Annotated in this window: 28 protein-coding genes (1 of these 28 running past the window's edge); 6 read left to right on the top strand and 22 right to left on the bottom strand. The window is 42.9% G+C overall.

Features of this window, described 5'->3' with window-relative positions; translation table 11 throughout:
• Together QVP35_RS08995 and QVP35_RS08990 are read left to right on the top strand one after the other, a co-directional pair.
• Window positions 1-1,082: the 3' portion of a uracil-xanthine permease family protein gene (locus QVP35_RS08995; RefSeq protein ID WP_022261058.1), read on the top strand. It extends 331 nt beyond the left edge of the window; the window shows 1,082 of its 1,413 coding nt (coding positions 332-1,413); the start codon falls outside the window, past its left edge; it ends in the stop codon at window positions 1,080-1,082.
• Between the two features lie 24 nt (window positions 1,083-1,106).
• A complete protein-coding gene (locus QVP35_RS08990; protein ID WP_022261057.1) occupies window positions 1,107-1,949 on the top strand; it encodes an MBL fold metallo-hydrolase in 843 nt (280 codons plus the stop codon).
• Window positions 1,950-1,998: 49 nt separating this feature from the next.
• Here the strand turns inward: QVP35_RS08990 and rhaD are convergent, their stop codons facing one another.
• The 12 genes from rhaD to QVP35_RS08930 form a co-directional block, all read right to left on the bottom strand.
• Window positions 1,999-2,787: a rhamnulose-1-phosphate aldolase gene (rhaD, locus tag QVP35_RS08985; protein ID WP_009290588.1), complete on the bottom strand. Its 789-nt coding sequence runs from the start codon at window positions 2,785-2,787 to the stop codon at window positions 1,999-2,001.
• Complete coding sequence (gene dhaL / locus QVP35_RS08980; RefSeq protein WP_198959568.1) at window positions 2,784-3,428, bottom strand: dihydroxyacetone kinase subunit DhaL; 645 nt, start codon at window positions 3,426-3,428, stop codon at window positions 2,784-2,786. Before dhaL ends, rhaD begins: the two co-directional genes overlap by 4 nt.
• 4 nt (window positions 3,429-3,432) lie before the next feature.
• Complete coding sequence (locus QVP35_RS08975; protein ID WP_009290586.1) at window positions 3,433-4,437, bottom strand: dihydroxyacetone kinase subunit DhaK; 1,005 nt, start codon at window positions 4,435-4,437, stop codon at window positions 3,433-3,435.
• A complete protein-coding gene (locus tag QVP35_RS08970) occupies window positions 4,434-4,643 on the bottom strand; it encodes a hypothetical protein (protein ID WP_009290585.1) in 210 nt (69 codons plus the stop codon). Before QVP35_RS08970 ends, QVP35_RS08975 begins: the two co-directional genes overlap by 4 nt.
• 26 nt (window positions 4,644-4,669) lie before the next feature.
• The gene (locus tag QVP35_RS08965) at window positions 4,670-6,034 is read right to left on the bottom strand and encodes a PTS galactitol transporter subunit IIC (RefSeq protein WP_009290584.1); all 1,365 of its coding nucleotides are present in this window, start codon (window positions 6,032-6,034) and stop codon (window positions 4,670-4,672) included.
• A 24-nt stretch (window positions 6,035-6,058) separates the two neighbouring features.
• Window positions 6,059-6,349: a PTS sugar transporter subunit IIB gene (locus QVP35_RS08960; RefSeq protein ID WP_009290583.1), complete on the bottom strand. Its 291-nt coding sequence runs from the start codon at window positions 6,347-6,349 to the stop codon at window positions 6,059-6,061.
• Window positions 6,350-6,365: 16 nt separating this feature from the next.
• Window positions 6,366-6,827, bottom strand: coding sequence for a PTS sugar transporter subunit IIA (locus tag QVP35_RS08955; RefSeq protein WP_009290582.1), 462 nt, complete (start codon window positions 6,825-6,827; stop codon window positions 6,366-6,368).
• 18 nt (window positions 6,828-6,845) lie between these two features.
• The gene (locus QVP35_RS08950; protein WP_009290581.1) at window positions 6,846-7,862 is read right to left on the bottom strand and encodes an alcohol dehydrogenase catalytic domain-containing protein; all 1,017 of its coding nucleotides are present in this window, start codon (window positions 7,860-7,862) and stop codon (window positions 6,846-6,848) included.
• 84 nt (window positions 7,863-7,946) lie between these two features.
• Window positions 7,947-9,995 carry a BglG family transcription antiterminator gene (locus QVP35_RS08945; RefSeq protein WP_022261055.1) on the bottom strand — a complete coding sequence of 683 codons (2,049 nt, stop codon included), beginning with the start codon at window positions 9,993-9,995 and terminating at the stop codon, window positions 7,947-7,949.
• A gap of 169 nt (window positions 9,996-10,164) precedes the next feature.
• Complete coding sequence (locus QVP35_RS08940) at window positions 10,165-11,535, bottom strand: sodium-dependent transporter (RefSeq protein WP_006566096.1); 1,371 nt, start codon at window positions 11,533-11,535, stop codon at window positions 10,165-10,167.
• 2 nt (window positions 11,536-11,537) lie between these two features.
• Window positions 11,538-12,899 (bottom strand): HAMP domain-containing sensor histidine kinase, encoded by a 1,362-nt coding sequence (locus QVP35_RS08935; protein ID WP_009290579.1) that lies wholly within the window; start codon window positions 12,897-12,899, stop codon window positions 11,538-11,540.
• A complete protein-coding gene (locus QVP35_RS08930) occupies window positions 12,896-13,570 on the bottom strand; it encodes a response regulator transcription factor (RefSeq protein ID WP_009290578.1) in 675 nt (224 codons plus the stop codon). Before QVP35_RS08930 ends, QVP35_RS08935 begins: the two co-directional genes overlap by 4 nt.
• 121 nt (window positions 13,571-13,691) lie before the next feature.
• Between QVP35_RS08930 and QVP35_RS08925 the strand changes: the two genes are divergently transcribed.
• The 4 genes from QVP35_RS08925 (at window position 13,692) to QVP35_RS08910 (ending at window position 15,865) form a co-directional block, all read left to right on the top strand.
• Complete coding sequence (locus QVP35_RS08925; protein ID WP_009290577.1) at window positions 13,692-14,168, top strand: entericidin EcnA/B family protein; 477 nt, start codon at window positions 13,692-13,694, stop codon at window positions 14,166-14,168.
• Window positions 14,169-14,275: 107 nt separating this feature from the next.
• The gene (locus tag QVP35_RS08920) at window positions 14,276-14,926 is read left to right on the top strand and encodes an Ig-like domain-containing protein (protein WP_009290576.1); all 651 of its coding nucleotides are present in this window, start codon (window positions 14,276-14,278) and stop codon (window positions 14,924-14,926) included.
• Between the two features lie 19 nt (window positions 14,927-14,945).
• Window positions 14,946-15,620 (top strand): Ig-like domain-containing protein, encoded by a 675-nt coding sequence (locus QVP35_RS08915; RefSeq protein WP_009290575.1) that lies wholly within the window; start codon window positions 14,946-14,948, stop codon window positions 15,618-15,620.
• A gap of 71 nt (window positions 15,621-15,691) precedes the next feature.
• Window positions 15,692-15,865, top strand: coding sequence for a YdeI/OmpD-associated family protein (locus QVP35_RS08910; RefSeq protein ID WP_022261054.1), 174 nt, complete (start codon window positions 15,692-15,694; stop codon window positions 15,863-15,865).
• A gap of 54 nt (window positions 15,866-15,919) precedes the next feature.
• On the opposite strand, the gene QVP35_RS08905 is transcribed toward QVP35_RS08910, so the two are convergent.
• The 10 genes from QVP35_RS08905 to QVP35_RS08860 all read right to left on the bottom strand — a co-directional run bounded on the left by QVP35_RS08905 (window position 15,920) and on the right by QVP35_RS08860 (window position 23,835).
• Window positions 15,920-16,354, bottom strand: coding sequence for a zinc ribbon domain-containing protein (locus QVP35_RS08905; RefSeq protein WP_009290573.1), 435 nt, complete (start codon window positions 16,352-16,354; stop codon window positions 15,920-15,922).
• A 37-nt stretch (window positions 16,355-16,391) separates the two neighbouring features.
• A complete protein-coding gene (locus QVP35_RS08900; RefSeq protein ID WP_022261053.1) occupies window positions 16,392-17,663 on the bottom strand; it encodes a hypothetical protein in 1,272 nt (423 codons plus the stop codon).
• Between the two features lie 46 nt (window positions 17,664-17,709).
• Window positions 17,710-18,216, bottom strand: a complete 507-nt coding sequence (locus tag QVP35_RS08895; protein WP_009290571.1) for a hypothetical protein — start codon at window positions 18,214-18,216, stop codon at window positions 17,710-17,712.
• A gap of 57 nt (window positions 18,217-18,273) precedes the next feature.
• The gene (locus tag QVP35_RS08890) at window positions 18,274-19,149 is read right to left on the bottom strand and encodes a phage baseplate protein (protein WP_159058676.1); all 876 of its coding nucleotides are present in this window, start codon (window positions 19,147-19,149) and stop codon (window positions 18,274-18,276) included.
• Window positions 19,150-19,313: 164 nt separating this feature from the next.
• Window positions 19,314-19,907 carry a putative phage tail protein gene (locus tag QVP35_RS08885; RefSeq protein WP_009290569.1) on the bottom strand — a complete coding sequence of 198 codons (594 nt, stop codon included), beginning with the start codon at window positions 19,905-19,907 and terminating at the stop codon, window positions 19,314-19,316.
• A gap of 11 nt (window positions 19,908-19,918) precedes the next feature.
• Window positions 19,919-21,094, bottom strand: a complete 1,176-nt coding sequence (locus QVP35_RS08880; RefSeq protein ID WP_009290568.1) for a baseplate J/gp47 family protein — start codon at window positions 21,092-21,094, stop codon at window positions 19,919-19,921.
• 15 nt (window positions 21,095-21,109) lie between these two features.
• Window positions 21,110-21,580 (bottom strand): DUF2634 domain-containing protein, encoded by a 471-nt coding sequence (locus tag QVP35_RS08875; protein ID WP_009290567.1) that lies wholly within the window; start codon window positions 21,578-21,580, stop codon window positions 21,110-21,112.
• 14 nt (window positions 21,581-21,594) lie between these two features.
• The gene (locus QVP35_RS08870; protein ID WP_009290566.1) at window positions 21,595-21,867 is read right to left on the bottom strand and encodes a hypothetical protein; all 273 of its coding nucleotides are present in this window, start codon (window positions 21,865-21,867) and stop codon (window positions 21,595-21,597) included.
• Window positions 21,868-22,875 (bottom strand): XkdQ/YqbQ family protein, encoded by a 1,008-nt coding sequence (locus QVP35_RS08865; RefSeq protein WP_009290565.1) that lies wholly within the window; start codon window positions 22,873-22,875, stop codon window positions 21,868-21,870. It abuts the gene before it with no gap.
• Window positions 22,876-22,887: 12 nt separating this feature from the next.
• Complete coding sequence (locus tag QVP35_RS08860; RefSeq protein ID WP_009290564.1) at window positions 22,888-23,835, bottom strand: PGRP and LysM peptidoglycan-binding domain-containing protein; 948 nt, start codon at window positions 23,833-23,835, stop codon at window positions 22,888-22,890.
• Window positions 23,836-23,915: the final 80 nt, after the last annotated feature.

Here is a 23,915-nt window from a genome sequence, read left to right as displayed (position 1 = left end):
CAGCCTCCATGGGCGGCGGAGTAGCCGCATACGGAGCCATTCTGGGAGCAAGCATTATTGGCGGCCTGTTTGAAGGAGTTCTGGGATTTTTCTTAAAGCCCCTCAGGAGGTTCTTTCCGTCTGTGGTCACCGGTACGGTGGTCATGGCCATCGGCCTGTCCCTGATCTCTGTGGGAATCAACTCTTTCGGAGGCGGATCCGGTGCAGGGGATTTCGGTTCTCTCCCAAACCTTTTTGTGGGAGCCGTGGTGCTGATCGTGATCGTTGTGTTAAAACATTTCACAAAAGGCGTAACCAGCAGTTCTTCTATTTTGATCGGTGTTATCGCGGGATATATTCTCTGCGCTGTCATGGGCTTATTCCTGCCCACCACTTATACAAATGCTGAGGGTGCCGTGCAGACAGCTTCCTGGGTTTTAAACTGGGATAAAGTAGCCGATGCCGGCTGGTTTTCTCTTCCGAAACTCATGCCCGTCAAAATCGTATTTGACCTGAAAGCTATCATACCGATCGCCATTATGTTCATCGTGACTTCTGTCGAGACGATAGGGGACATTTCCGGCATCACTGAGGGCGGATTGTCCAGAGAAGCTACTGATAAAGAGCTCTCCGGCGGTGTAATCTGTGACGGTCTGGGATCTTCCTTCGCTTCTGTCTTCGGAGTGCTTCCGAATACATCCTTCAGCCAAAATGTAGGACTTGTGGGAATGACAAAGGTTGTCAATTTATACTCTATCGCCATGGGCGCAGGCTTCCTCGTGATCTGCGGACTGTTTCCGAAACTGGCCGCTTTAGTTTCTATCATGCCCCAGTCCGTGCTCGGCGGAGCTGCGGTTATGATGTTCGCTTCCATCGTAGTCAGCGGAATCCAGCTGATCACCAAGGATGGAGTAAGCAACCGGATTGTAACCATCGTATCTGTGGCATTAGGACTCGGCTATGGGCTCGGCGCCAACTCCCAGGCTCTGGCAAATCTCCCTCAGGCGGTTCAGCTGATCTTCGGCGGCTCCGGGATCGTTCCCGCGGCTCTGGTTGCTATCGTCTTAAATGTAGCGATACCAAAGGAAAAAACAGACAATTAATCATCGTTTCAGGAGGAAGATCATATGAAAATTACGACTCTCATTGAGAATCAGGCTCCGGACTCTCTGTGCCGAGAGCACGGACTGGCTGTACATATGGAATACAAAGGAAAAAATTATCTTCTGGACACCGGCGCCTCCGGACAGTATGTAGAAAATGCGCACCGGCTTGGCATCCGCCTTTCCGATGTGGATGCGGCCTTTCTCTCTCACGCCCATTATGATCACTCCGGCGGATACCGTGAATTCTTTTCCGAGAATTCAAAAGCGGTGCTTTATCTTCAAAATACTGTCAGAGAAAATTGTTATTCTAACTTCCTGCTCTACAGGCAATACATCGGAGTACCGAAGGGTCTCCTGGAAAAATATCGAAGCCGCCTTAGATTTGTGTCAGGTACGACAGAGACAGAGCCCGGTGTCTGGACAGTTTCACACAACATTCCCGGACTTTCGGAAAGGGGCCGCAGCGGGCACATGTATATTAAGGCAAAAAACAGTTTCAGGCCTGATGATTTCAGCCACGAACAGAGTCTCGTCTTTGAACGCGAACATGATCTTGTGCTGTTCAACAGCTGTTGCCATGCGGGTGTTGTTTCTATCGTTGATGAAGTCAATCATGCCCTGAAGGCAACGGGTAAGAAAGTCTCTTATGTATTCGGCGGTTTTCACACCATGGGACTCCGGGGTCCAGGCAGTATGAGCGGTCGGCCGGAAGACATCCAAGCGCTGGGAAGACATCTTCTCAATCGGGGTATCTCCTGTGTGTATACCGGCCACTGCACGGGTATTCCCGCTTTCCGCATATTGAAAAAAACAATGAAAGAAAAAGTGCGCTATATGAAAACAGGCAGCGTCATCAGATTATAGGTAAACATTTGAGAAAAGGAAGATGCATTCTTGCGCATCTTCCTTTTCTTTACCAGAGCTGAAATGCTTCAGCCAGCTTTCTGACTTGTTCTTCCGAGATTCCTCTTTGTATCTTTCCCCCGTTCAGCAGATAAACCTGAGCGTTTTTTTCCACCGTCTCTATCAGACCTATTGTATCTTCAAAAGACTTTCCTGCCGCAAAAATTCCATGATATGGCCAGAGCACCACCCGGTACTGCTCCATTTTCTTTGCCGTGGCTGGTCCGATTTCTCCTTCTCCGCACACCATCCACGGGAGCATGCCGAGCCCTTCCGGAAACACAAGCACACACTCAGAGTTCAGACTCCACATGGTTTTCGTAAATGCCTGCTCTTCTGTCTCATGGGCAAAGGTCATCGCGATAGTGTGGGTCGGGTGACAGTGCATGATCAGTTTATTGTTTGCATCGGACTGTAATCTTGCCCGGTGGCACAGCATATGAGCCGGAAATTCACTGGTCGGCCGGTTTCTTCCCTCGTCGAACCCCCAGAGCACGCTGAGTTTTCCGTCATCAATCCTTATAATTCCCAGGTCTTTCCTAGGATGTTTATGAATTGTTCTGAAAAAGGCTCCTGCCCTGGTCACAAGAAAATATTTTCCGCTCAGCCCGCCGGTGTCAAATTTTATCGGTATGCTGTTCAAAATGTTACTCTGGGACAGCCATGTATTCACCTCATCCTCTGAGAGCAGGTACGAAAGATTTCCAGCATGGTTTTCTCCCCATCCTGCCTCCCAGAAATATCGGCATGACTCCACTGCCTCTTCCATAAACGGTGCCTTCATCACTCTGTCCGTCATTGTTTACCTCCCTGTAAAGACCTTGTATATTCATACATACTCTGAAATATGATAGAAACAGAAACCGCTCCCGCATCCTCATAGCCCAGAGACCGCTCTCCCAAAAACTTCGCTCTCCCAAATTTGGCAGTATAGTTTTTTGTATTTTCTGCTCCCTCGGCAGCTACTTTCCATGCAGTCTTTAACAGCTCCTCAATTTCTCTTTCTTCAGATTCCTCCATGGCCCTTACTGCGGGAGCAAGGGCATCAATCATCGTCTTATCGCCTTCATCGGCTCCTCCGGCAGACTTAATTCTTTTAAGACCGCTTTCACACATTCCCCTCAGCAGTTCAGCATCCAGCTTTTCCTGCTCTGGCTGCTTTAAAATACCTAGAAAAATGGCCGAGAAAATAACTCCCGAAGCGCCTCCCATGGAATTCATCATCGCCATGCCGAGACCTCCGAAGATCTCACGGATTGTCTGCGGCTGCTCTTCGGCCAGGAACTTCTTCACCGCCGTAAATCCCCGCTCGATCCCCATACCGTGATCCCCGTCTCCGGTTTTTCCGTCGATCTCACACAGCAGATCTTTTTTCCCTATCATTTGATCCGCCACATAGTTCATCATTTCCGATACATTGGCGGCGTTCATCTCCTTCATCTTCTTACCCGTCCTTTCCATACTTTTGGGTATAACACCGTGTACAGGCCGGCTGATCATACAGCCGTTTCAGCTCCTCATCCAATATAAATAAGGAGACAGACGCACCGGCCATTTCCAGTGAAGTACAGTACTTTCCGACAATGTTGTCATATAAGATGACTCCTGCTTCTTTTAACAGCTCACATGCCTTTTTGTTAATGATGTAAAGTTCCAGATCAGTTGTGGCTGCCATTCCGTTTACAAGAAGCACTGCCTCCCTGCCTTTCAGATCTCCAAATTCTTCTTTAAGATCGCCAATCATTTTTTCTGTCAGTTCATCCGCAGATACGAGTGACTCTCTGGAAATCCCCGGTTCGCCATGAATCCCCATGCCGTACTCATATTCCTCTTCTCCCAGTTCAAAATTCGGTGGGTTTCCGGGAATAGAACACGGAGTTATTGCGATTCCGATGGTTCGCACATGCTCATTGGCTCTCTCTGCTGCTTCTTTCACCTCTTCAAGAGAATATCCGAGTTCTGCCGCGGCCCCTGCTGCCTTGGCAACAAACAGAATGCCTGCCACTCCCCGCCTTCCCTTCTTATCCTCCTTTGGGGCAGAGGCAATATCATCATTGACAATGACATGGGAGACTTTCACTCCCTCCATCGATGCCAGGTCCTCCGCCACATCAAAGTTCATGGTATCTCCGGCATAATTCCAGATCAGACATAAAACGCCCTTCCCCTGATCTGCCGCCTTGATCGTTTCCTTGATCGTGTATGGATCAGGAGAAGCAAAAACATTCCCCACTGCCGCTCCGGTAAGCATTCCTTTTCCGACCAGTCCGGAGAGCATTGGTTCATGACCGCTGCCTCCACCAGATACAATGGCTGTTTTTCCATTCCTCTCTTTTGAAATAATTCCGCACGCATCCGGCACTTTTTCATATAAATCTCCATTGGCGTATAACAGTCCCTGTAAACTTTCCTCCACCACTTTCAGAGGATCGTTGATGATTTTCTTCATTTTCTCATCCTCCGTTCTTTCCTCATTTTCTTACCCTCATAAAATTCTCCGAAACCGGCATCTTCATAAAAATAAGTCAACAGGATAGCCAGCACAAAACAGCAGCCGCTCAAAAACAGATCCCACGCAAATACGCTTACCACAAGAAACAAAGTATCCACCAGGGCCAGGACCGCAAACAATATTTTCTTGCTCCTCTTACTCATAAAAACAAATCTCCTTTTTCTCCGGACTATGCCTCGGTCTTAATGCCGAGTTCTTTGGCAAATTCCATATCTTCTCTCTTAATGGATTTAAAATAGTAAACTGCCAGCGGAATGGTGACGACAAGTATGACAATGGCAATGATGTTTTTTTCAGATGCCGCCGCAAAAACCCAGCGAAGTTCTGATATATCGATGCCGAACCATGCAAGCATCTGTCCCTTCGGCACGGATGCCCCGCCGGTGATCTGTGCAAGCTTTGTAAAATGCGGCGCAAAATAAGAAGCCACATACAGATGAAGCGGAAGGCCGATCAACGTACCGATCGCCATTTTCAGCATATTTCCCATAGTAAGATAAAACAGCGGAACGATCAGACAGATATCCATCAGTCCTCCGAATGGGAGCACGATATTTCCCGGCAGAAAGATTGCATAGATGAAGATTACCGGGATCGCAAGGATCATCATCAGCCAGTGTTCGGAACGGCCTGCCATAACCGGCCAGTCCATTCCGATGGAAATATCTCTTCCATGGAACTTCTTCTTCATAAATTCTGTCGCCCCATTGCTCACCGGTGTCAGAGCGGTCATGAAAAGTTTCGCCACCATAGGGAACAGCGTCAGCGCTGTACCTGCCTGTACGCCAAGAGTCAGCACTTCTTTATAGTCATAGCCTCCGAAAATCCCAATAAAACATCCTACAATGAATCCCATGATGTGATTCTCACCAAAGATTCCGATCTTGTCCCGGATCTTCTGGGCATCGATGTTCATGCTGTCCGGAATAATTTTGTCCAGAAAATGAGTGAGCGGATAGTAATAAATGCCTGCCAGGAACATCGGATGCGGCATGGAGATCCCCGGTATTCCGGTGAGTTTCTGAAGCCGGTATTTTGTGCAGTCTGCATTTTTCAGTTCAAATACACACTGTATAATGGCACAGGCAAACCCGATTGCCGGATTTCCGCTTACATAAGCCACAAGAAACGCTGTACATACCTTATTTCCCACGTTCCACATATCCACATTCAGACAGTTTGTAAAACCGACTGCCAGTAGAAGAATATTGATTCCAATCTGCACCGGGAACATGAGGAATGCATACTCCCATGTCCAGCAAAGACCGAGTGCCGGTGCCCATCCCATATCCAGCGCTTTCAGCTGGACACCTGTATTTTGCACGAATGCCTGAGCTGCCGCGCCGACACTGTCTGTCATCAATGACATCACATGATTCATTCCTACTAAAGCCACACCCAGAGTAAGACCTGCTGAAAATGCCTTGGTAGGTTTCATTCCTAATATGATTCCGATCAGTGTAATGACGATCGGTAAAAATACACTGGCTCCTAAGTCTACTAATCCCTGAAAGACAGTCTGTAATATATCCATAGTTTTCCTCCTCTTTTTCTTTTGCTATTTTCTGAATTCCTCTAAAATCTTCTGTAATTCTTCCTCTGCCCCCATCCCTGTAATAAATGGGACTCCGTTAAAGGTAGGAAGATCAAATTCTTTTTCTCCTTCTCCGCAGATGGACACATAAATGTCCGCTACTTTTTCATACTGGGGCATAGAATTGATATTGATAGCTTCAATGCGGAACTCTGACGGACTGATCCCGTTCTTTTCTAAAAGATCCGCAAGTTTTACCGCACAAGTCTGGGAAGTTGCAACCCCTCCCCCGCATGCTACAACGATTGTCTTCATAATAATATCTCCTTCCTCAAAGATCTGCCGCCTCATAGACGACCTGATAGATTTTCTCTGCAGTTTCTGCTTCTCTCAGCTTTTTCAATACTTCCCTGTCGCTGAACATCCCTATGATCTTCTGAAGTATCTTTAAATGAGCCTCCGGATCTTTTAATGCCAGCATAAAGACCATTTCAACGTCCAATGTATTTTTTTTATTGCCCATCTCGTGAAACGGAATCGGGTTTTCCAGACGGGCAATACTGATGCAGGCCTCATTTACATGGGCGCTGTCCGTATGGGGCATGGCGATCAGCAGCCCGTCTGTGTGAAGTCCGGTAGGATATTTTTCTTCCCGCTCTTTTAACGCCGCCACATAGCTATTTTTTGTAATACCTTCCTTCTCAAGTCTTCCTCCCATGATCTCAAAAAGCTTATCCCTGCTTTCTGCCCGCAGATGATCATAGATGTAATCTTTCTTTAATAAAGTCTCCATTGCTTCTCCCCTGTCTTCTCAGTAAACAATACAGTTTTTAATGACCTTTCCTGCCGCATGTTCCCTTATGGCTACCTCTGTCTCTTCGATCGGATACTCATGTTCTACAAAATCCTCTGCCTTTATGGCTCCCATTTTCAGTAGTTCAAATGCCGCATTTACATGGATTGGTGTCGTATGGAAAACGCCTTTGATCGTGATCTGCTCATAGTGCATTCTTGTACAATCAATATTGACTGTGGTATCTTTTTTCGTGCCTCCAAAGCAGAGCACCTGGCCTCCTGCTCTCACCTGGCGGAAAGCGGTCTCCCAGACAGCCGGAAGACCTGCCGCCTCGATAGCCACATCCACACCTCTGGAGTCTTCTGTCAAATCCCTCACCGCCTGAATCTGATCCTGCTCCTCAATATTGATTGTCTCGGCTGCTCCAAGCTTTGCCGCCAGAGAAAGACGGTTCGGCTGCATGTCGCAGGCGATCACCCTGGCCCCTCTTAAATAAGCCAGACGGATAAACATCAGCCCAATCGGTCCGCAGCCATTGACTACTACCGTATCTCCCAGTTCAATTTCTACATTTGAGATCCCATACACCGCGCATGACAGCGGTTCTGTCAGAGCCGCCTGTTTGTAGTCCATATCATCCGGCAGCTTAAACATAGTCTCTTCCACGATATTTTTCGGAATCAGCTGATACTCTCCGTAAGCCCCAAGATTGGACGGCAGATCCACACACATGGAGTGCTGGCCCTTTTTACACCAGTAACATTTATGGCATGGAGCCGTATTATGGGCCACCACCCTGTCTCCGACTTTAAATTTCGTAACGCCTTCGCCTACTGCCACGACATCTCCGGAAGCCTCATGCCCGATCAGATGCGGCGGCTGGTATCTGTATCCTCTCATGAACATTTTGCAGTCGGTACCGCATGTCAGGGTCACTTTGTTTTTTACGACTACTTCCCCCGGCCCTGGTTCCGGCACCGGTGCATCCTCTACTCTGATATCCTCAATTCCATAATAAACAACTCTCTTCATCTTTCTTCCTCCTGATAATGAAATTAATTTGCTGCTTCTATACCGGGCCGTCGCCCGAAATCTGCCTGCAGATGAAACACGAATTTAACAATACATTTTTATAATCTCTCTGATTTCTTCTTTGCTGCCTGCTTCAGCGATCCTTCTGACATCTCTTTCACTCTCCGATAGTTTTGACAGCTGCAAAATAGCTTTTAAATGCTTCTTTTCATCCACCGGGGACAGCATAACAAACAAATGGATATTGAGACCGCCAAATAAAACCCCCTCTTTTACAGTTACAAGTGAAAGTCCCACTCTCTTTGTGTCTTTATCCGGCATCGCGTGGGGCACTGCAATTCTTCCTCCGAAAATAATATGTACCGAATTGTCGTGATACTGGGCAAGAACTCTTTTTACATATCTCTCTTCTGCATTCCCGTGGCTGATCAGCGGTCCGGAAGCCATCTGCATGACCTCTCTCCAGCCTTCTGCCCGGTCTGTTTGGATAATATATTCGTCACTCAGAAAATCCATCAGACTGAGGTCTTCCTGATCCTCTGAGTCTCCGAATCCTGTATCTGAAATTCTGGAAGAAAAATATTTCTTCAGATCTTTTAGCAGCTGCATTTCATTTCTTATCATGCCGTGCTGTTTTATAATCCTCAGCACTTCCTCCAAGTCATAGTCTGCCACTGCGATTCCATATACTTCTTCCATTACCTGCCGTCTCAACTGCCTCCGCTCTTTCTGTGAAAGCACCGGTTCCACCACAAAGAGCTTCTTTTCTGTGTTGAGATAAACCGATGAAAAAACAAACTCATACCTGCTTTCCTCCCACTCTTCAAACTCTCTCACCGATATTGCATCCAGAAAAATAAATTCGGGGAACAAATCCTTCAGGGCACTGTGCATGATCTTGGAAACTGTGATCCCGTTGGGACACACGACCAGAGCCCTCGGTTTTTCGGTAATCTTTGTACCCTGCCGCCGAAACCAGCTGGCCATGAACAGCGTCAAAAATTTAAGTTCTGCATCCGGAACCCTGCTGCCGATCAGCTGTTCCACCGGTCCGATACATCCTCTCATGATCGTATGTATTTCTTTTAGTTCCTCCTGATACATCTCTATGTTGACAATATCCAGCAGGTTTCCTGATAGTGTCAGGTTATATTTCATTCGGTAGTAAGCGGGCTTCATGTGTTTGAGAAGCATCTCTTTTAACTCTTCTCTCTCCTTAAATACCACACAGGCTTTATTCTCAAAGTCATGTACCATCTCTTCAATTGCATCCCGGATCACAGAAACTTTTTCTTCTGACAAAATCCCCAGTTCAGATATATTTGCGGACAACAGCATAAGAGCGATAAAAAACCGTTCCTGCCTGGGTACTTTCCCAAGCTCCGCCAGCAATTCGTTGGCCATGGCATATTCCTTCGTATCAGTCAATTCCTCATAAAGCATTTCTGCCTCATCCAAATATTTTCCGTCCTTAATTCTACGGCATACCAGAGCCAGACAGTACGGACTGGAATCCATTTTCTCGTCTGTAAACGTTACGTCCAGTTTTCTCTCAATGGTCTCCAGCCAATCCCGGTATTTCTGCACCTGGTCTTCCTTAAGTCTCCCGAGTTTCCGCACCAGCTGCCTGCCGTCCGGAAGGCAGATCAGCTGTCCTGCCATATCGATCAAAAGCTTTCGTTTCTCAAACTCTTTTCCATCTATGATATACCCCTGCTGCCTTGTATACTTTAACTTTGATCCATAGTCCGCAAAAAGCTGCTGGACCGCCTTTAAATCACTCAGCACCGTATTTTTACTGACTTTCAGTTCAGAAATAAAATGCTGCAGTGAGAGATCACTCTGTGTCAGGATCATAAATGCTATGATCTGTACCCTCTCTGTCTCGGAATAAAAGTAATCCTTCTTTTGCCGGAGTACTTCTCTGATCTCTTTTCCGACTTCCAGATTTCCATTTCGCTTTTTCTTTACAGGCGGTATATTCTGCTCCGCCAAATACGCGTTGATCTTTTTCAGACTGTAATCCATCTGCCGCCTGGTCAGACGAAATTTCTCTTCAATCTCACCGGAATTTTTTCGAAATCCTGCGGCAAGATCCCTGAGAATTGCACTGCTTCTCTCGTCCAGATACATATCGCATTCCCTCCTTACAAACTCATTGTATTGTACGTAATACATGAATTCAATTTCATTTCATCCCACTTTTTGTTCAGTTTGTACAATGAAATTGGGATGAATACCAAAAAAGCACGAAAATAAAGGGCCTTGGATAATTCCAAGACCCTTTTGATATTCTGCCTTTTTATTTAAATTTGTCAATGTAACCCTGTATAAATATAAAAATAACGATCAGCGGAAGAATAAATGTAACATATTTTCTCGTCCATTCCGGATATTTAATTCCTTTTCCCGCATTGGCCTCTTCACTGAAGTTCTTCCATCCCCAGCCGTATTTTGTCACACAGAACAGAAGATACACTAAAGACCCCAGTGGAAGAATATTGTTGCTCACAATAAAATCCTCCAGATCCTGAATCGTACTGTTCGCCCCAAACGGCATGATGTGACTCCAGACATTAAAGCCCAGTGCACATGGAAGCGACAATATGGTGATCAGTATCCCGTTAAAAATACTGGCTTTCTTAATCGTCCATCCCCACAGATCCTGTGCGAAAGAAATAATGTTCTGGAATACTGCGATAATGGTCGACAGCGCCGCAAAGGACATAAACAGGAAGAACAGGGCTCCCCATATCCTGGCACCCGGCATCTCGTTAAATACATTCGGCAGTGTGATAAATACCAGGTTCGGTCCGCTGTCCGGCCGCACTCCGAAAGCAAAGCAGGCCGGAAAGATAATCAGTCCTGACATAAGAGCTACAAGTGTATCTAATACCGCAACGCTGACAGCTTCTCCTGTCAGACGGTAAGACCGGTCAATATAGCTTCCGAAGATTGCGATGGCTCCAATCCCAAGACTCAGTGTGAAGAACGCCTGTCCCATCGCCGCAGAGACTACTTTCATAATCCCCTGCTCTTTCATGGCCTGAAAATCCGGCACTAAATAAAAAGACAGTCCTTTTGATGCTCCCGGAAGTGTGACGGACCTTATGACCAGCACAAGGATGACTAAAAACAGGCAGGACATCATGACCGTAGTAATCTTTTCCACCCCGTTTTGAAGCCCCAGCGAACAGATCAAAAATCCGACAACAATAACGACCAGCATCCAGAAGATCAGCACTTCCGGTTTTGACAGCAGTTCTCCGAACACGGCCTCAACCTGTTTCGGATTTTTTCCCACAAAATCACCTTTCAGCATCTTGAAGAAATAGCTGATCATCCATCCTGCCACGGTCGTATAAAACATCATCAAAAGATAGTTTCCCGCCATTCCGAAGTAACTGTACCAATGCCATTTTGTCCCTTCAGGCTCCAATGTCTGGAATGAAGTTGCAATACTTTTCTGGCTGGCACGCCCCACCGAAAACTCCATGACCATGATCGGCAGACCCAGCGCAAATAAGAAAAACAAATATACCAGTACGAAGGCGGCTCCTCCGTACTGCCCGGTTACAAACGGAAACCTCCACACATTCCCGATCCCTATGGCGCATCCTGCCGATATTAAGATAAATCCAATCCTCGATGAAAACTTTTCTCTCTTCTCCATAACTACATTTCCTTTAATTCAAATATGAATTCTGAACCTTCTCCTTCCTTGCTTTTTACCCAAATCTGTCCTTCATGTATCCTGACAATCCATCTTACCATAGACAGGCCCAGACCGGTACCCCTGACTTGGTTTTGGCTGTTCCTGCTCCTGTCTGCACGGTAAAAACGGTTCCAGATCTTGTCTAAATGTTCCGCTCCAATGCCCTGCCCGTCATCCTTCACGATTCCCCGAATCTTCCCGTCTTTTTTGAACAGAGATACCTTCACGATCCCATTTCTCTTTCCATAGTCAATGGAGTTCTCCACCAGATTGATCAGCATCCTGGTCAGAAGCATCTGGTCTCCTCTGGCTGTGAGGCCGGGCTCGATCTCACTCAGCAGATGAATCCCTTTTTCACCGGCTCTCTGTGACAGTTCCTCCAAGGTCATTTCTGCCAGCATACTCATATCCACAGGCTCAAACTGGAAATTCTCTTTTCCTCTCTCGCACCGGGCAATCATCAAAAGCTGTGAAATAAGATCCGACATTTTCTTAGCCTGCCGGAGAACAATCTGAATCTCATGTTTCTGTTCTTCACTGAGTGTATCTTCCTCCAGGGCATATTCACACTGGGCTATAATCACAGAAACCGGAGTCCTCAGTTCATGGGAAACATCGGACGTAAACTGTTTTTCGTCCTCAAACGATGCCTCCAGACGGTCAAACATTTCATTGAACGTACAAGTCAGCTGACGCATTTCATCTTCCGATTTCGGTTCCGGGAGGCGCTTTGACAAATCCGCACCGCTGCTGATCTCCCCTGCGGTAGTACAAATATCATCCACCGGTTTCAGGGCTCTTTTCGTCATCATGTATCCGATCAGCCCAATGGCCAGAATCAGGAGCGGATATACAGCTAAAAAGGCCAGCAAAACCATATGCATGATCTGTTCCATGCCGTGAATAGAGACGATTCCTCTGATCCAGATGGCCTTTCCGGTCCCGTACTGGTAAGCGGCGTCATAGATCATCCACTGCTTGCTTCCCTGCTTTATGTTTCGGACTTCATGAGACTGAAGCTTCGTCTCTTTGGGAAATTCCACAGGCATACTGCCGTGCAGCAGCCTGCCTTCCTGATCATAGATACAAAACATGACACCGTCGTCATAATAGTCTACCTCCGGGTCCAGATAATAGGTTCCGTTCTGGAACTCTATCTCGTCAGCAAAATCGGCCACCATTCCCTGTAGATCTTCCTCTGTCTTGGACAGTTCCAGCTGATTGATAAATATGAAAACCCCTGCAAATACTGCTGCCAGCACGACAGCGATCATACCTGTGTACCAAAGGGTAACTCTTTTTTTAATCGAAAATCTTCTCATTCTTCTTTCCTCAGGACGTATCCAACGCCTCTCACCGTGTGGATCAGCTTACACCCAAATCCTTCGTCAATCTTTTTCCTCAGATAACGGATGTAGACATCCACAACATTAGATCCGCCCTCAAAATCATAATTCCATGCATGCTGCTCAATCTGTTCCCTGGACAGCACAATATTTTGATTTCTCAGCATATATTCAAGGACCATAAATTCCTTGCTGGAAAGAGATATCTTTTTATCTGCACGGGTAACTTCCTTTGATTCACAGTCCAGAACCAGATCACCAATCGTCAGCCGGTTAGAAACCAGAGCTGGTTTTCTCCGCATCATAACCCGCACCCTGGCCATAAGTTCTTCAAATGAAAAAGGTTTTACAAGGTAGTCATCCGCTCCAAGGTCCAGACCCTTCACGCGGTCTTCTATGCCGTCTCTTGCAGTCAGAAACAATACCGGTGTGTCATTGCCCTCCTCCCGGATCTTTTTCAGCAGTTCCAGTCCGTTAAGTCCAGGAAGCATAATATCCAGAATGATACCGTCATAATCTGCCATATTGATATAATCCAGTGCATCCAGGCCATTTCCGCAGTCATCTGCAGTGTAATGCTCTTTCATCAGTTTCTTTTTTAAGATGCTTCTCAAATCCTCTTCGTCTTCCACAATTAACAGGCGCATGTCATACCTCCATATGGAACTATTATAATATAAATGTAATTTTATGAAAACGTTTTAATTTAATTTTAATAATCGGGAACTATAATAAAGTTATCAAAGATATAAGAAAGGAGATTTTATTATGAAAAATAAAATAACAGCCATATTAGCCTGCGGAGCATTTGTATTCTTACTTGCAGGATGCCAAAGCACACCGAAAGACCAGGCCGAAGCAACTACCACACAGGACATTGCCACGACGGCAGAGGGAACCGAAAATGCCACAGAAAATTCAACAGAGACTCAGGCGACCGCTTCCGACACACCTGACTTCAGCAAATATGAGACAAAAATCTCACAGATTACAAAAAAAATCCAGGCAGCAAAACCCATCTCCGATGTTTCCAAAAATCAGGATAAATTTTATAGTTTGAAAAAGGAACTGGATGCCATCGACCATGAACTGGATACTCTGGATGACGATTATGAGCATCAGTATGATACCGGAAAGCTCTCAGCTGCAAAATATAAAGAAATCGAACGCAGGATTGACGCTCTGGAAGACAAACTTGACTTTGCAGAAGATACTTTAGAAAACAAATTTGGCATCGATGATTAACCGCTGAATTTTATTTTCAATATCTCAGGCCTGTTTCCTGTCAGCATGCGGGGCAGGCCGGAAGATATTGTCACTGCAAACGTATTTAATGACGAAGGAGGTAAGCCATGAAAGTCAAAAAAATCTTGTTAATGTTCATGGGATTCATGATGGGACTTTCCCTTTCCCTGTCTCCTGCAGTAATTCATGCAGACAGCGACGACCCGAAACCCACTTCTATCCGAAAACTCAACTATAAAAAGAGAACTGTCAGAGTCGGGCAGAAGTTTGAATTGAAGGCTTATGCAAGGCCATATGATTACGATGACGACCAGCTCATCTGGTCTACCGGCAACAAAAAAATCGTAAAAATTGTCAGCAAAGACCGCAGAGACGATGATATTACATTAAAAGCCATGAAAACCGGAAAAGTAAAGATTACCTGCCGCATCCGGGGAACAAAGAAAAAGAAAACCTGCACCATAACGGTAAAGAAAAAAGCGAAAAAGAAATACATAAAACCAACAAAGATCAAACTGGAAGATAAACGGATGGATGTAGACGTAAATGATACAGAGGATATTGATTATAAGGTATATCCAAAAAAAGCTACAAACAAAAAAGTAACCTTCCGTTCCGGCAATAAAAGAATAGCAACCGTAAACTCCCGCGGTGATGTGAGAGGAATCCGCCCGGGCAGAACAAAGATTACACTGACATGTAAAGCTAATCCAAAGGTAAAAGCTTACGTATATGTAATTGTAGAATATGACGATTAAAGATTCATGGGAGGAAAATATGAAAATTAAAAAATTACTGCCTGCTGTACTGGCAGCATTGTTAAGTCTGACGGTCATTATATCACCGCTCAGCATCCATGCCGACGAAGATGATCCAAAACCGACCTCTATAAGAAGGCTGAATTACTCTAAGAAGACCCTGCGGGTAGGACAAAAATTTGAGCTGGAAGCCTACGCGCGCCCTTCTGACTACGACGATGACCAGCTGATCTGGTCTACCAGCAACAAAAAAATTGTGAAGATCGTAAGCAGAGACCGCAGAGATGATGACATCACTGTAAAAGCAGTGAAAACTGGAAAAGTTAAAATCACCTGCCGTATCCGTGGTACAAAGAAGAAAAAGACTTGTACGATCACGGTAAAGAAAAAAGCAAAAAAGAAGTATACAAAGCCAACCAGAATCTGGGTGGAAGACCGCTACACCGATGTAGATGTTCATGATTGGGAAGACATCGAATACAAGGTTTATCCCCGGACTGCCACAAACAAGAAGGTAACGTTTTCTTCCAGCAACAAAAAAGTTGCGACTGTCAATTCCAAAGGTTATATCTATGGCAAAAAACCTGGCAGAGCAACCATCACGCTGACTTGCAAAGATAATCCGAAGGTAAAAGCCTACGTCCACGTTTATGTGGAATGGGACGACGACGATGATTATGACGATTACGACTGACTGCAATGCATAGAATGTTAATTCCGTATTTTTTGTCTGATTCCGGTCATACTATTTCTGAGGTGATGACTATGAGAAATGAAGATATTCCAATCGGATTTACCATGGAACTGGCACAGCACGAAAATGCCCTGTCTGCATTTTCATCGCTGACTTCTGACCAACAGCGTCAGGTCATCGACGGTGCCAAACAGATGAAGACCCGGCAGGAAATGCGGAATTATGTTGAAAACCAATTCAAATAAAAAAGAACAGGAAGCAAAAATTTGATTTTGTTTCCTGTTCTTTTTGTTTTCCTGTCACTGTTTTACAAACTCAGGATTTTTCATCACATAGTTTATCTTGGTCTTATCGTTCCAATACCCTGCGAGAGCCACCGGAAACCATCCGATTAACACGTTTACAATGAGCGTTACGATGAGAAGCTTCTTCTTATTCTGATAAGACTGCACCAGATCTACAGATGAATTTTTCACTTTTTCCGCCTGCACAAACCTTAAAATAATAACGACTACATTATAAATGGCTCCAAACCAGACAAACCAATAACTTAATGCTAACCATGCATAGAAAAGTGTTACAACACTCCAAAAGATACCGGAATTCTGCTCTTTCCTGCTCAGAAACAAACGAAACTGCTGATCCTTTTCATTTAGAACCTCCAGCTTTACGCCGCACCATTCACAGTACAGAGCATCCTCCCTGTTCTCTTTACCACAATTCTGACAAATCATCTCTCTCCCTCCGAATCATCGTATTGTTGTAACTAAATTATAACACAGAATTTACAGCTGAGATATTCTGATATGCACTTTCTAACGATTCCGCTAGAATATTACAAAGCTCATCAGATATTTCTTCTTTTTGTTCTCTTAACATATTAAAATCAATACTATTCTTCTCTCTTTCATTTTTTGTATCTGAAATTGTTATGTTTTTAACAGAGACTGATACTTTTTGTTTATTTTTTTTATTAGAAGAATTACTTCGTTGGATATCTTGGGAGTTCTCTGAAGCTCCCAAGATATCACCTGCCTGCTTCCACAGTTCAAGTCCCCGATCTTTCTTTTTCCTACTTAAAGGAATAATCACTTCAGGACCATCCTCACCAACCCAACTCAACATTGGACCTGAAACAAAACTTCCATTTGCATTTTTTTTGATTCTTTTAAAAAACCCAAAATGTTTTTTAATAAAGTTCTCTGCACCTCTCACTCGTTTTGTCCAATAGTTTTTAACATTGTTTTTCTGCCTTTTTATTATACGGTCAAAATATACTATGGATTTATTTGTCTGACTTTTTGTTGGTCTGGATATTGCCTGCTGCCTTTTGCTGAAATTATTTCCTTGATATCTTGCATTATTATTTATTTCTGCAGTTTTTCTCCACTTTCCACTTTTTTGATAGGAAGATTCAAATTTTTGTTGGGAATGCCGAATGATATCCAACCCTGTTCTTTTCTTTCTGCCATACTGATTTAGATTGCTCTGAATAGCCTTTGGACTGAGTGTATCCGACCGTACCCCTTTTAGTTGCTTCTTCTGAATAATTTTTGCCTCATTCATAGCTCGCTGCCCTTGTTTTGTCTTTGCCCACACTGTTGCCTCTTCATAAGCTTTTCCCATCCATTCAGCAAAATAGTAACTTGCTAATCCGGCAGCAATATAAGGGCCGGCAGCTGCAATGATAGGATTCACGTTGGCTGACGCGCCTAACACTTTTGATACGCCTAAAACAACTTCACCGCTCCCCCAGCCCATAACTGCTTTATACGCTTCTTTGCCTTTATCTTTTGCCACTGCAATATTATAAGCGTCGATTGCTCTGCTGACAGGAGAGTACTCCTTAAATTTTGTAAAATTCAAGCCCTTTTCTATAGATCCAATCATAGAATAATTTAAAGCACCTGTAATATATTCTGGTTCAACTACTTTATTGGAAGACCTATATTTGCTTCTATATTTCATTCTCTGATATTCTCCCATCATATATGATGAAATAGTATTTGGTGTTTGCATTAACTCTATTTCCCAGTCTTCCATTGATGATCCCTCCTTTTTTACAAAAAAGAAGGAGCTTCTGCTCCTTCTAAATTTGTATACATATGTCTTCTTCCAACTTTTTTGCTATTTCCTCTGCCTCTTCAGGTTTCCACCGTTTTACAATTTCATAAAAAACCTCTCTTGTCGCTAAGTCCGGGAAAATATCCAACCGCACTTTCAGGTTTTTTTCCTCTTTAAGATAAATATTAATAACAGACTGTTTTATAGAATGAGCTGTTGAATGATAATATTCAACCATTTCTATTTCTTTCCATAAAATCTTTCCTTTCGCTCTTTTTTTAATAAAATCATATTCAATACCATCCGAATTAATTTTTATGTACTTTTTCTTTCCCTGTATTTTTGCTCTCGTTTCTCTAATTAATATATCTACACACAAAACAGAATAAATCAGCAGAAACACTCTTAACAGCATATCTTTGATTCCTATGTGATATATAAAAATGCTGACTGCAATAGTACAAAGCGATAGTATAATAACGGTGTTGCTATTATCATTATTCCAATAATATTCCTCATCCTGAATACTCATAATCTTTTCTCCTGTAACAGCCCGTTTACTTTTTAATCATTATATCACATATTTTGGCTAAGCTGTTCTTCTCCAAAAATATACACAAATATAAGGCGGAAGATTCTTTCCTTCACCACTTTCTCCCTTCGCATCTGTCTGATGCCATGGAATCCAATGCTGATGTTTGCCCCCATATGTCACAGATCCCCATGTTGTTGTTTTGTTTCCGGAAGAGTTCCATCTGGCATAGTTATCACCCTTTGCCGTAGCTTTATCATAAAAGTGTACATTCGTTACAGAATGGTTGTGATAACCGCCTTCATTACAGTTAAATCCCTGAATACCATGATTGTGGCTGACAACTACTGCATTTTTCTGTCCCCCAGGTTTTTGTGCACTGTTAAAATATCCGTCATTTTCATCAACTCCGAATAATGTTCGTCCATTTCCAAACCTTTCCCATTTCCCTCCAAGAAAAGCCGATGGATTGACATTTGTTACACTGGTATAAATACTTCCAACCGGATAAATCTGTTCCAGAAACTGCTGAAATAGTTGATCTGTTTCTTTTTTTGTATACTTATCATTATAAATTCCTTTTTCTTCTACGGAGACATGGCATCCCTGATTGTCTCTATGTTTTGCGAATGTTTCAGAGGAAACAAAACCTGCCGGTTCCATTTGTATTTCAGGATATTCTTCTCCTCCGCTTTTAAAATCAAATTTCCATGATATAGTATAACCTTTACTCTCATCTTTTGCAGGAATTACTTTTGCTTCGGTCGCCTGTGCAAGACAATAAAGTATTTCTCCTTCATCTGGATCCTCTGCATAAAAACCTATCTGCCATAACTCATAACGTTCTGTAATTTTTAAATTGTCCAGCATAACCAATACTGACGTAATATTACCTGATGTATCTACTCCTTGAACAGAAAGTTCATCTTTCATCTGCAAAACTTCTGTTTGATACCGCAGATCCGGCACTTCTGCTTTTCCTGAGCCTGCCTCTACTCTTGTAAGCTTTAAAATGTTTCCATTATAAAGTTTTGCATGAAGATCCTTCCCTTTATTTGTAATCACTGTATTTTCCCAAATATTCATTTTATTCACCCCTACTTTGTAATTTCTGCATCGAGGTAAAGTACTGTTACCTCATAATGCTCATGTTCAGATATGGCACATCCGCAGTATATATTTACAACTGCCTGTATCAGCTCTGAGACTCTGATTTCATAAGTTAAATGAGCCGGCTTTACTTTGTCTATAAACTCCTTTGCACCAGTTAAATCCTGCGTATATCCACGAACTAGCACATCAAAGTTATTTTTCTCTGTATTCTCTTCAATTTGAACTTGATAGCCGGTAAGCACAGAGAGGGCATTTTCCATCTGTCTGGGATTATGATAATTCTTTCTTATCTTTTCCATAATATTTTGTCTTCTTTTTTCTTCCGGCAGATGAGGCGCCTCGATCTCTCCATACTGTTCCTCCCAATATTTCAATGCCCACTGATCAGCTGTCTGAATGACTGTCTCATCTCTCAAATTCTGTACAAAATCGTCAAGCTTATCTAATTCTTTCCCAATTATCTGGAACAGCCACAGACATACATAACTCTCTCCGTATACAGGGCTTATTTCGTCAATTATTTTTTGTGCCTGCTCACTTTTTAGTATCTTTTTCATCAACTCAGTTCTATTTGACATCACATTACCTCCTAACCCTGGCTGGCTTCATCCATCAGTTGAAAATCAGCACTTTCAAGAAAAGGAATACTAAGTGCTTTAACTTGAACATTGGCTGTTCCACCATTCAGCTTTAATTCTGAATAGTCATATACTCCCGGAATATCCCCAAGGATATTTCCAATCTGCGTATATCTTATTTTCCCTTCCTCAACCACTTTCTTAAGGTAATCCTGAATAGATACTTTAAACTTTGTTTGCAGCTCATCAACTGTAATGTCCTCTAATTCTACTTTTGCTTCAACTGTAATATTCTGTTTCTGAGGCGGTTTCACGTGCACTATGGCATTGACAGGTGCTAAACGTTTTTCAGGATCATCTGTCCCCATAATATAGTCCTTTACTCGTGTACAGAGATCTTGTTCTGCCGGATTGCCTGATGCATCTGTAACAACAATCTTTACTACTCCGCTGCTGTCCTTTGCTTCAATCACGTGTACAGCCCCCACGCCGTCCACAGATTCAGCCCATCTCTTGTAATCACTTATATTTCCCACAAAAGATATTCCTTGTGACTGATCATATTCCATAATTCTTTCTCTCAGGCTGTCATCGTCTTCTTCCCCATATCCGCCTGAAATCGGAACATGATTTGTTACCCCGGTGATACCTTCTTTTGTGCTCTGCTGCAGAACGATTGTGTTTACAGCACTATTTCCGATGGTCCCCGCTTCTACACATTGTATTGGTACTTCCACACTCCCTGATTCAGGGATCTGAGCTTCTTCCAATGTCTCATATTCCTTTGCATCCTCACCATTAATTCCTTCTGTAGTAAAAATACTTCCGGACTCAATCACCGTACCCGTTGTTCCAGTGATTGTTAAGATACCTTCCGCATTTGCAGCTTCTTTCCGCTCCAGTCCCCTTGTCTCTGCGTGGTAGTCCAGATAAATCCCCTCTGCAAATCTTGGCCAAATCAGCTTTAATGCCTCAACCAGTTCAAACTGTTTCATTCTTGATATTTCCATTGCCGTTGGTCTCGTGAGGTCATAAATATATCCTCCTTCCGAAACATCAATGTCATTAGGCAGTTCTCCCAGCATTGTATTATGAATTTCTTCTTCGCTTCCTTCTTCTAAAAACTCGGGAATCTGAAAATCATCCTCATCTGTCTCTTCCATCATTTCTAAAATTTCTTCATCCATCACAATCTCTCCTTTTTAATATTCCATTTTAGTATTAATTGTAATATTACTGGAATCCATTCCGGTAATATTACATGTTACAATTAAAGAATCCTCTTCCTGCCAATGAAATTCTACAGATTCCACTACCTCAGTCCTTCCGTACGGATCTGCTTCCAGTGCTTCCTTAATTTCTGTTCTTAAAATATTTTCAGATTCTTCTCTGGATTCAGCCTGAAAAGCTGTCTCCATATCAATTCCGATATCATCACTGTAAGTCAGACATGAGTAGCGCTGGGTTTTCAATATTTTCATGCACCACTGAATCCACGCCTCGATACCACTGCTTTCTACAACCTTTCCAGTTCCGTCTCTTTTCAGATCTCCTGTCTCCTCATCAAAAAAGATACTTTTTTTGTATCCGGGACGGTCTTCTGTCAGTTCATCTTCCAGCTGATCCAGCTCATCTTCTTCTATATCCAAATCTTCCGGGAATACATTTTCCATATTTCCACCTCTCTTTAACTTTCTTTTTTTAAGACTCCTACGATTACTGGCAGATCATCAGCCCAGACAATCAAAACCTCATCCCCTTCTCGGGGTTCCTGTTCCTTACCAAGACAGCACAAACCATACTCATCAGGTCCTATTACATCATCCGGAAAATCCTCTAATATAATTCCGTTTTTCTGCATTTTCCCCACTTCTGCTGTCTGGGATTGATTTACTTGATTTACCGTGCCCATTCTGCTCTGCAAAACAGCCGCCAGTCTTGACTTCCCCTTTTTTGCCATTTACTTTTCCACCTCCAATGTCATTGTCCCATTGGCACAGTCATGCTCCACGCCTTTGACATAATAATATCCATTCAGCGCACCAGCATTGCTCTTGATTTTATGTCCTTTTTCTATATACGGATTATCCACAGCCTTCACTGTTCTTGTATATTCCGGCTTAGAATGTTTTTTGAGAAGTTCTTTCGCTTCCTTCTTTGCTTTTTTAGAATTTTTATCATCCTGATCTCGAATGATAATCTCCTGCAAGGTCCCATATTTTTCTGTATTTTCTTTCATTGAAGTAAGCTTTTTGGGCGCCTTATCCTTTTTACCAGTAATCTCCTGCTCCTTATAAATTGAAACCTTTGTCACCATACCATCCATTGTCACTTTTGTATTCTGGGATAGTGCATTTTCCTTATGATTCAACTCATATATTTTTTTGTTATATCCTCTCTCTCTTATATAAACAATGCCTTTTTTACAAAACACAATGTATTTTGTTCCTGTCTTCTTTTTTGCCTCTTTTAATATTTTAGTCAGGACATCGGAAACTTTTTCTCCTCTGTAAACCTTTCTTTTATGTTTCGTCCCCTCATAATCATAATCAAGTTTCACATTCCATTTTTTACATATGCTTTTCACAATACTCTCGGTCGTTCTCCCTTTTGCAAAAAAGAAATTATCTTTTGTGTTTTGAAGATAAATCAGTCTGTCATATGCAGTCAATGTAAGATCTTTTTCTACATCACTGTTATAATTTTTTTCCCAAATAATCCCGCGAAAGATCTCTTTTCGTCCGCTTCCTGTATCACAGTACAAAACTAACGAATCTCTGACATTAATGTTGTTATATAAATGCTTGTATGTATCTTTAAGATTTGGAATTGTCAATGATACACCCTTAGCTAGGTCATCTTTATTTTGAGAGATGACCAGATTTGTCATCAACCCTGACACATCATATTTTGTTTTCTTTGTCTTTATAATGCAGGAATATTTGGGGTCTTTATAGGTTTGGCTCATTCTTCTCCCCTCCTAACTTAACATTCTTCTCAATGTATCATACCCTGCGATACCATCCACTGATAAACCATGTTTTCTCTGGTATTTTCGGATAGCAGCTACTGTCTTAGCTCCACAGATACCATCCTGGGATACCTTTACCTTTTCCTGTACAAAGGAGACAACTGCACCTCTGGATCCTCTCTTAATAAAAATCTTCTTCATTGCATTTTTTGTCTTGCTGTCCAGCACCCCGTTCGCCGTAAGTTTTGCATACTTATCTTTGTTAATAGCTTTCTGCAATTTAAGCACAGAGGCTTTTTTTGCAGAAAAGGCAGTTGCTGTTGATGGTATCGTCAGCACCTGCCCTTTAAAAATCGTATATTTACTGATTGATTTTTTCTTTTTCCTTTCTCTCTTCACTCTGGTATCAATTAATTTTTTATTAGCTTTATAAATAACTTTATATTTGGTCCCGTCTTTATAAAACTTCTTTGCGACTCCATGGAGCGTTTCTTTGTTTCTCTTTACTTTATACTTCTTAGTTCCCTTTTTTGAAGATCTTTTCTTAGCCTTTACCTTCAGGTCAACCGCCTCCACAAGAGACAGGGTATATTTATAATCTCCCAACGACGTGAGTACATAACTGAAGCTGTCAATATATACCTGTTCATTCACCGATGTCCCACTGATAATAAGCTTGAGTTTTTTATGCTGTTTCCTCCAGTACTCCATTATATTGATATAATAGGATGGTGTTTTCAATGTTCCATGGATAAATGACATTTTTTCTCTTGAGCTGCCGGGAAATAATGCTGTCCATTTATAGGTACACAGATTTCTTCCCTTTGGCAGTTTTACCTCTCCCAAATCCAATATTTTATATTCCTGGAATCTTGCTGAACTGGAATACTCAATTTCTTCCGGAAGCATAGGGATTTTTATTTTTTTGTTCGCCTTATCTTTTAATTCAATGTCCATTTTTTCGTTTCCTTTCTGTTATTATGATACTGCCGGAATATTCTGATAAGCGCTTTCCAGCGCATCCGCAAGAATATTGC

Source organism: Anaerostipes sp. CAG:276 (assembly GCF_000432215.1).
GTDB lineage: Bacteria > Bacillota > Clostridia > Lachnospirales > Lachnospiraceae > Anaerostipes > Anaerostipes caccae.
The sequence above is the reverse complement of the archived record's forward strand: the minus strand, read 5'-3'. Positions and strand labels throughout refer to the sequence as shown.

Bases quoted from the DNA above. Each gene is read 5' to 3' on its own strand.
- QVP35_RS08990 (WP_022261057.1), top strand. From the start codon at position 1,107: ATGAAAATTACGACTCTCATTGAGAATCAGGCTCCGGACTCTCTGTGC.
- rhaD (WP_009290588.1), bottom strand. From the start codon at position 2,787: ATGACGGACAGAGTGATGAAGGCACCGTTTATGGAAGAGGCAGTGGAG.
- dhaL (WP_198959568.1), bottom strand. From the start codon at position 3,428: ATGAAGGAGATGAACGCCGCCAATGTATCGGAAATGATGAACTATGTG.
- QVP35_RS08975 (WP_009290586.1), bottom strand. From the start codon at position 4,437: ATGAAGAAAATCATCAACGATCCTCTGAAAGTGGTGGAGGAAAGTTTA.
- QVP35_RS08970 (WP_009290585.1), bottom strand. From the start codon at position 4,643: ATGAGTAAGAGGAGCAAGAAAATATTGTTTGCGGTCCTGGCCCTGGTG.
- QVP35_RS08965 (WP_009290584.1), bottom strand. From the start codon at position 6,034: ATGGATATATTACAGACTGTCTTTCAGGGATTAGTAGACTTAGGAGCC.
- QVP35_RS08960 (WP_009290583.1), bottom strand. From the start codon at position 6,349: ATGAAGACAATCGTTGTAGCATGCGGGGGAGGGGTTGCAACTTCCCAG.
- QVP35_RS08955 (WP_009290582.1), bottom strand. From the start codon at position 6,827: ATGGAGACTTTATTAAAGAAAGATTACATCTATGATCATCTGCGGGCA.
- QVP35_RS08950 (WP_009290581.1), bottom strand. From the start codon at position 7,862: ATGAAGAGAGTTGTTTATTATGGAATTGAGGATATCAGAGTAGAGGAT.
- QVP35_RS08945 (WP_022261055.1), bottom strand. From the start codon at position 9,995: ATGTATCTGGACGAGAGAAGCAGTGCAATTCTCAGGGATCTTGCCGCA.
- QVP35_RS08940 (WP_006566096.1), bottom strand. From the start codon at position 11,535: ATGGAGAAGAGAGAAAAGTTTTCATCGAGGATTGGATTTATCTTAATA.
- QVP35_RS08935 (WP_009290579.1), bottom strand. From the start codon at position 12,899: ATGAGAAGATTTTCGATTAAAAAAAGAGTTACCCTTTGGTACACAGGT.
- QVP35_RS08930 (WP_009290578.1), bottom strand. From the start codon at position 13,570: ATGCGCCTGTTAATTGTGGAAGACGAAGAGGATTTGAGAAGCATCTTA.
- QVP35_RS08925 (WP_009290577.1), top strand. From the start codon at position 13,692: ATGAAAAATAAAATAACAGCCATATTAGCCTGCGGAGCATTTGTATTC.
- QVP35_RS08920 (WP_009290576.1), top strand. From the start codon at position 14,276: ATGAAAGTCAAAAAAATCTTGTTAATGTTCATGGGATTCATGATGGGA.
- QVP35_RS08915 (WP_009290575.1), top strand. From the start codon at position 14,946: ATGAAAATTAAAAAATTACTGCCTGCTGTACTGGCAGCATTGTTAAGT.
- QVP35_RS08910 (WP_022261054.1), top strand. From the start codon at position 15,692: ATGAGAAATGAAGATATTCCAATCGGATTTACCATGGAACTGGCACAG.
- QVP35_RS08905 (WP_009290573.1), bottom strand. From the start codon at position 16,354: ATGATTTGTCAGAATTGTGGTAAAGAGAACAGGGAGGATGCTCTGTAC.
- QVP35_RS08900 (WP_022261053.1), bottom strand. From the start codon at position 17,663: ATGGAAGACTGGGAAATAGAGTTAATGCAAACACCAAATACTATTTCA.
- QVP35_RS08895 (WP_009290571.1), bottom strand. From the start codon at position 18,216: ATGAGTATTCAGGATGAGGAATATTATTGGAATAATGATAATAGCAAC.
- QVP35_RS08890 (WP_159058676.1), bottom strand. From the start codon at position 19,149: ATGAAAGATGAACTTTCTGTTCAAGGAGTAGATACATCAGGTAATATT.
- QVP35_RS08885 (WP_009290569.1), bottom strand. From the start codon at position 19,907: ATGTCAAATAGAACTGAGTTGATGAAAAAGATACTAAAAAGTGAGCAG.
- QVP35_RS08880 (WP_009290568.1), bottom strand. From the start codon at position 21,094: ATGGATGAAGAAATTTTAGAAATGATGGAAGAGACAGATGAGGATGAT.
- QVP35_RS08875 (WP_009290567.1), bottom strand. From the start codon at position 21,580: ATGGAAAATGTATTCCCGGAAGATTTGGATATAGAAGAAGATGAGCTG.
- QVP35_RS08870 (WP_009290566.1), bottom strand. From the start codon at position 21,867: ATGGCAAAAAAGGGGAAGTCAAGACTGGCGGCTGTTTTGCAGAGCAGA.
- QVP35_RS08865 (WP_009290565.1), bottom strand. From the start codon at position 22,875: ATGAGCCAAACCTATAAAGACCCCAAATATTCCTGCATTATAAAGACA.
- QVP35_RS08860 (WP_009290564.1), bottom strand. From the start codon at position 23,835: ATGGACATTGAATTAAAAGATAAGGCGAACAAAAAAATAAAAATCCCT.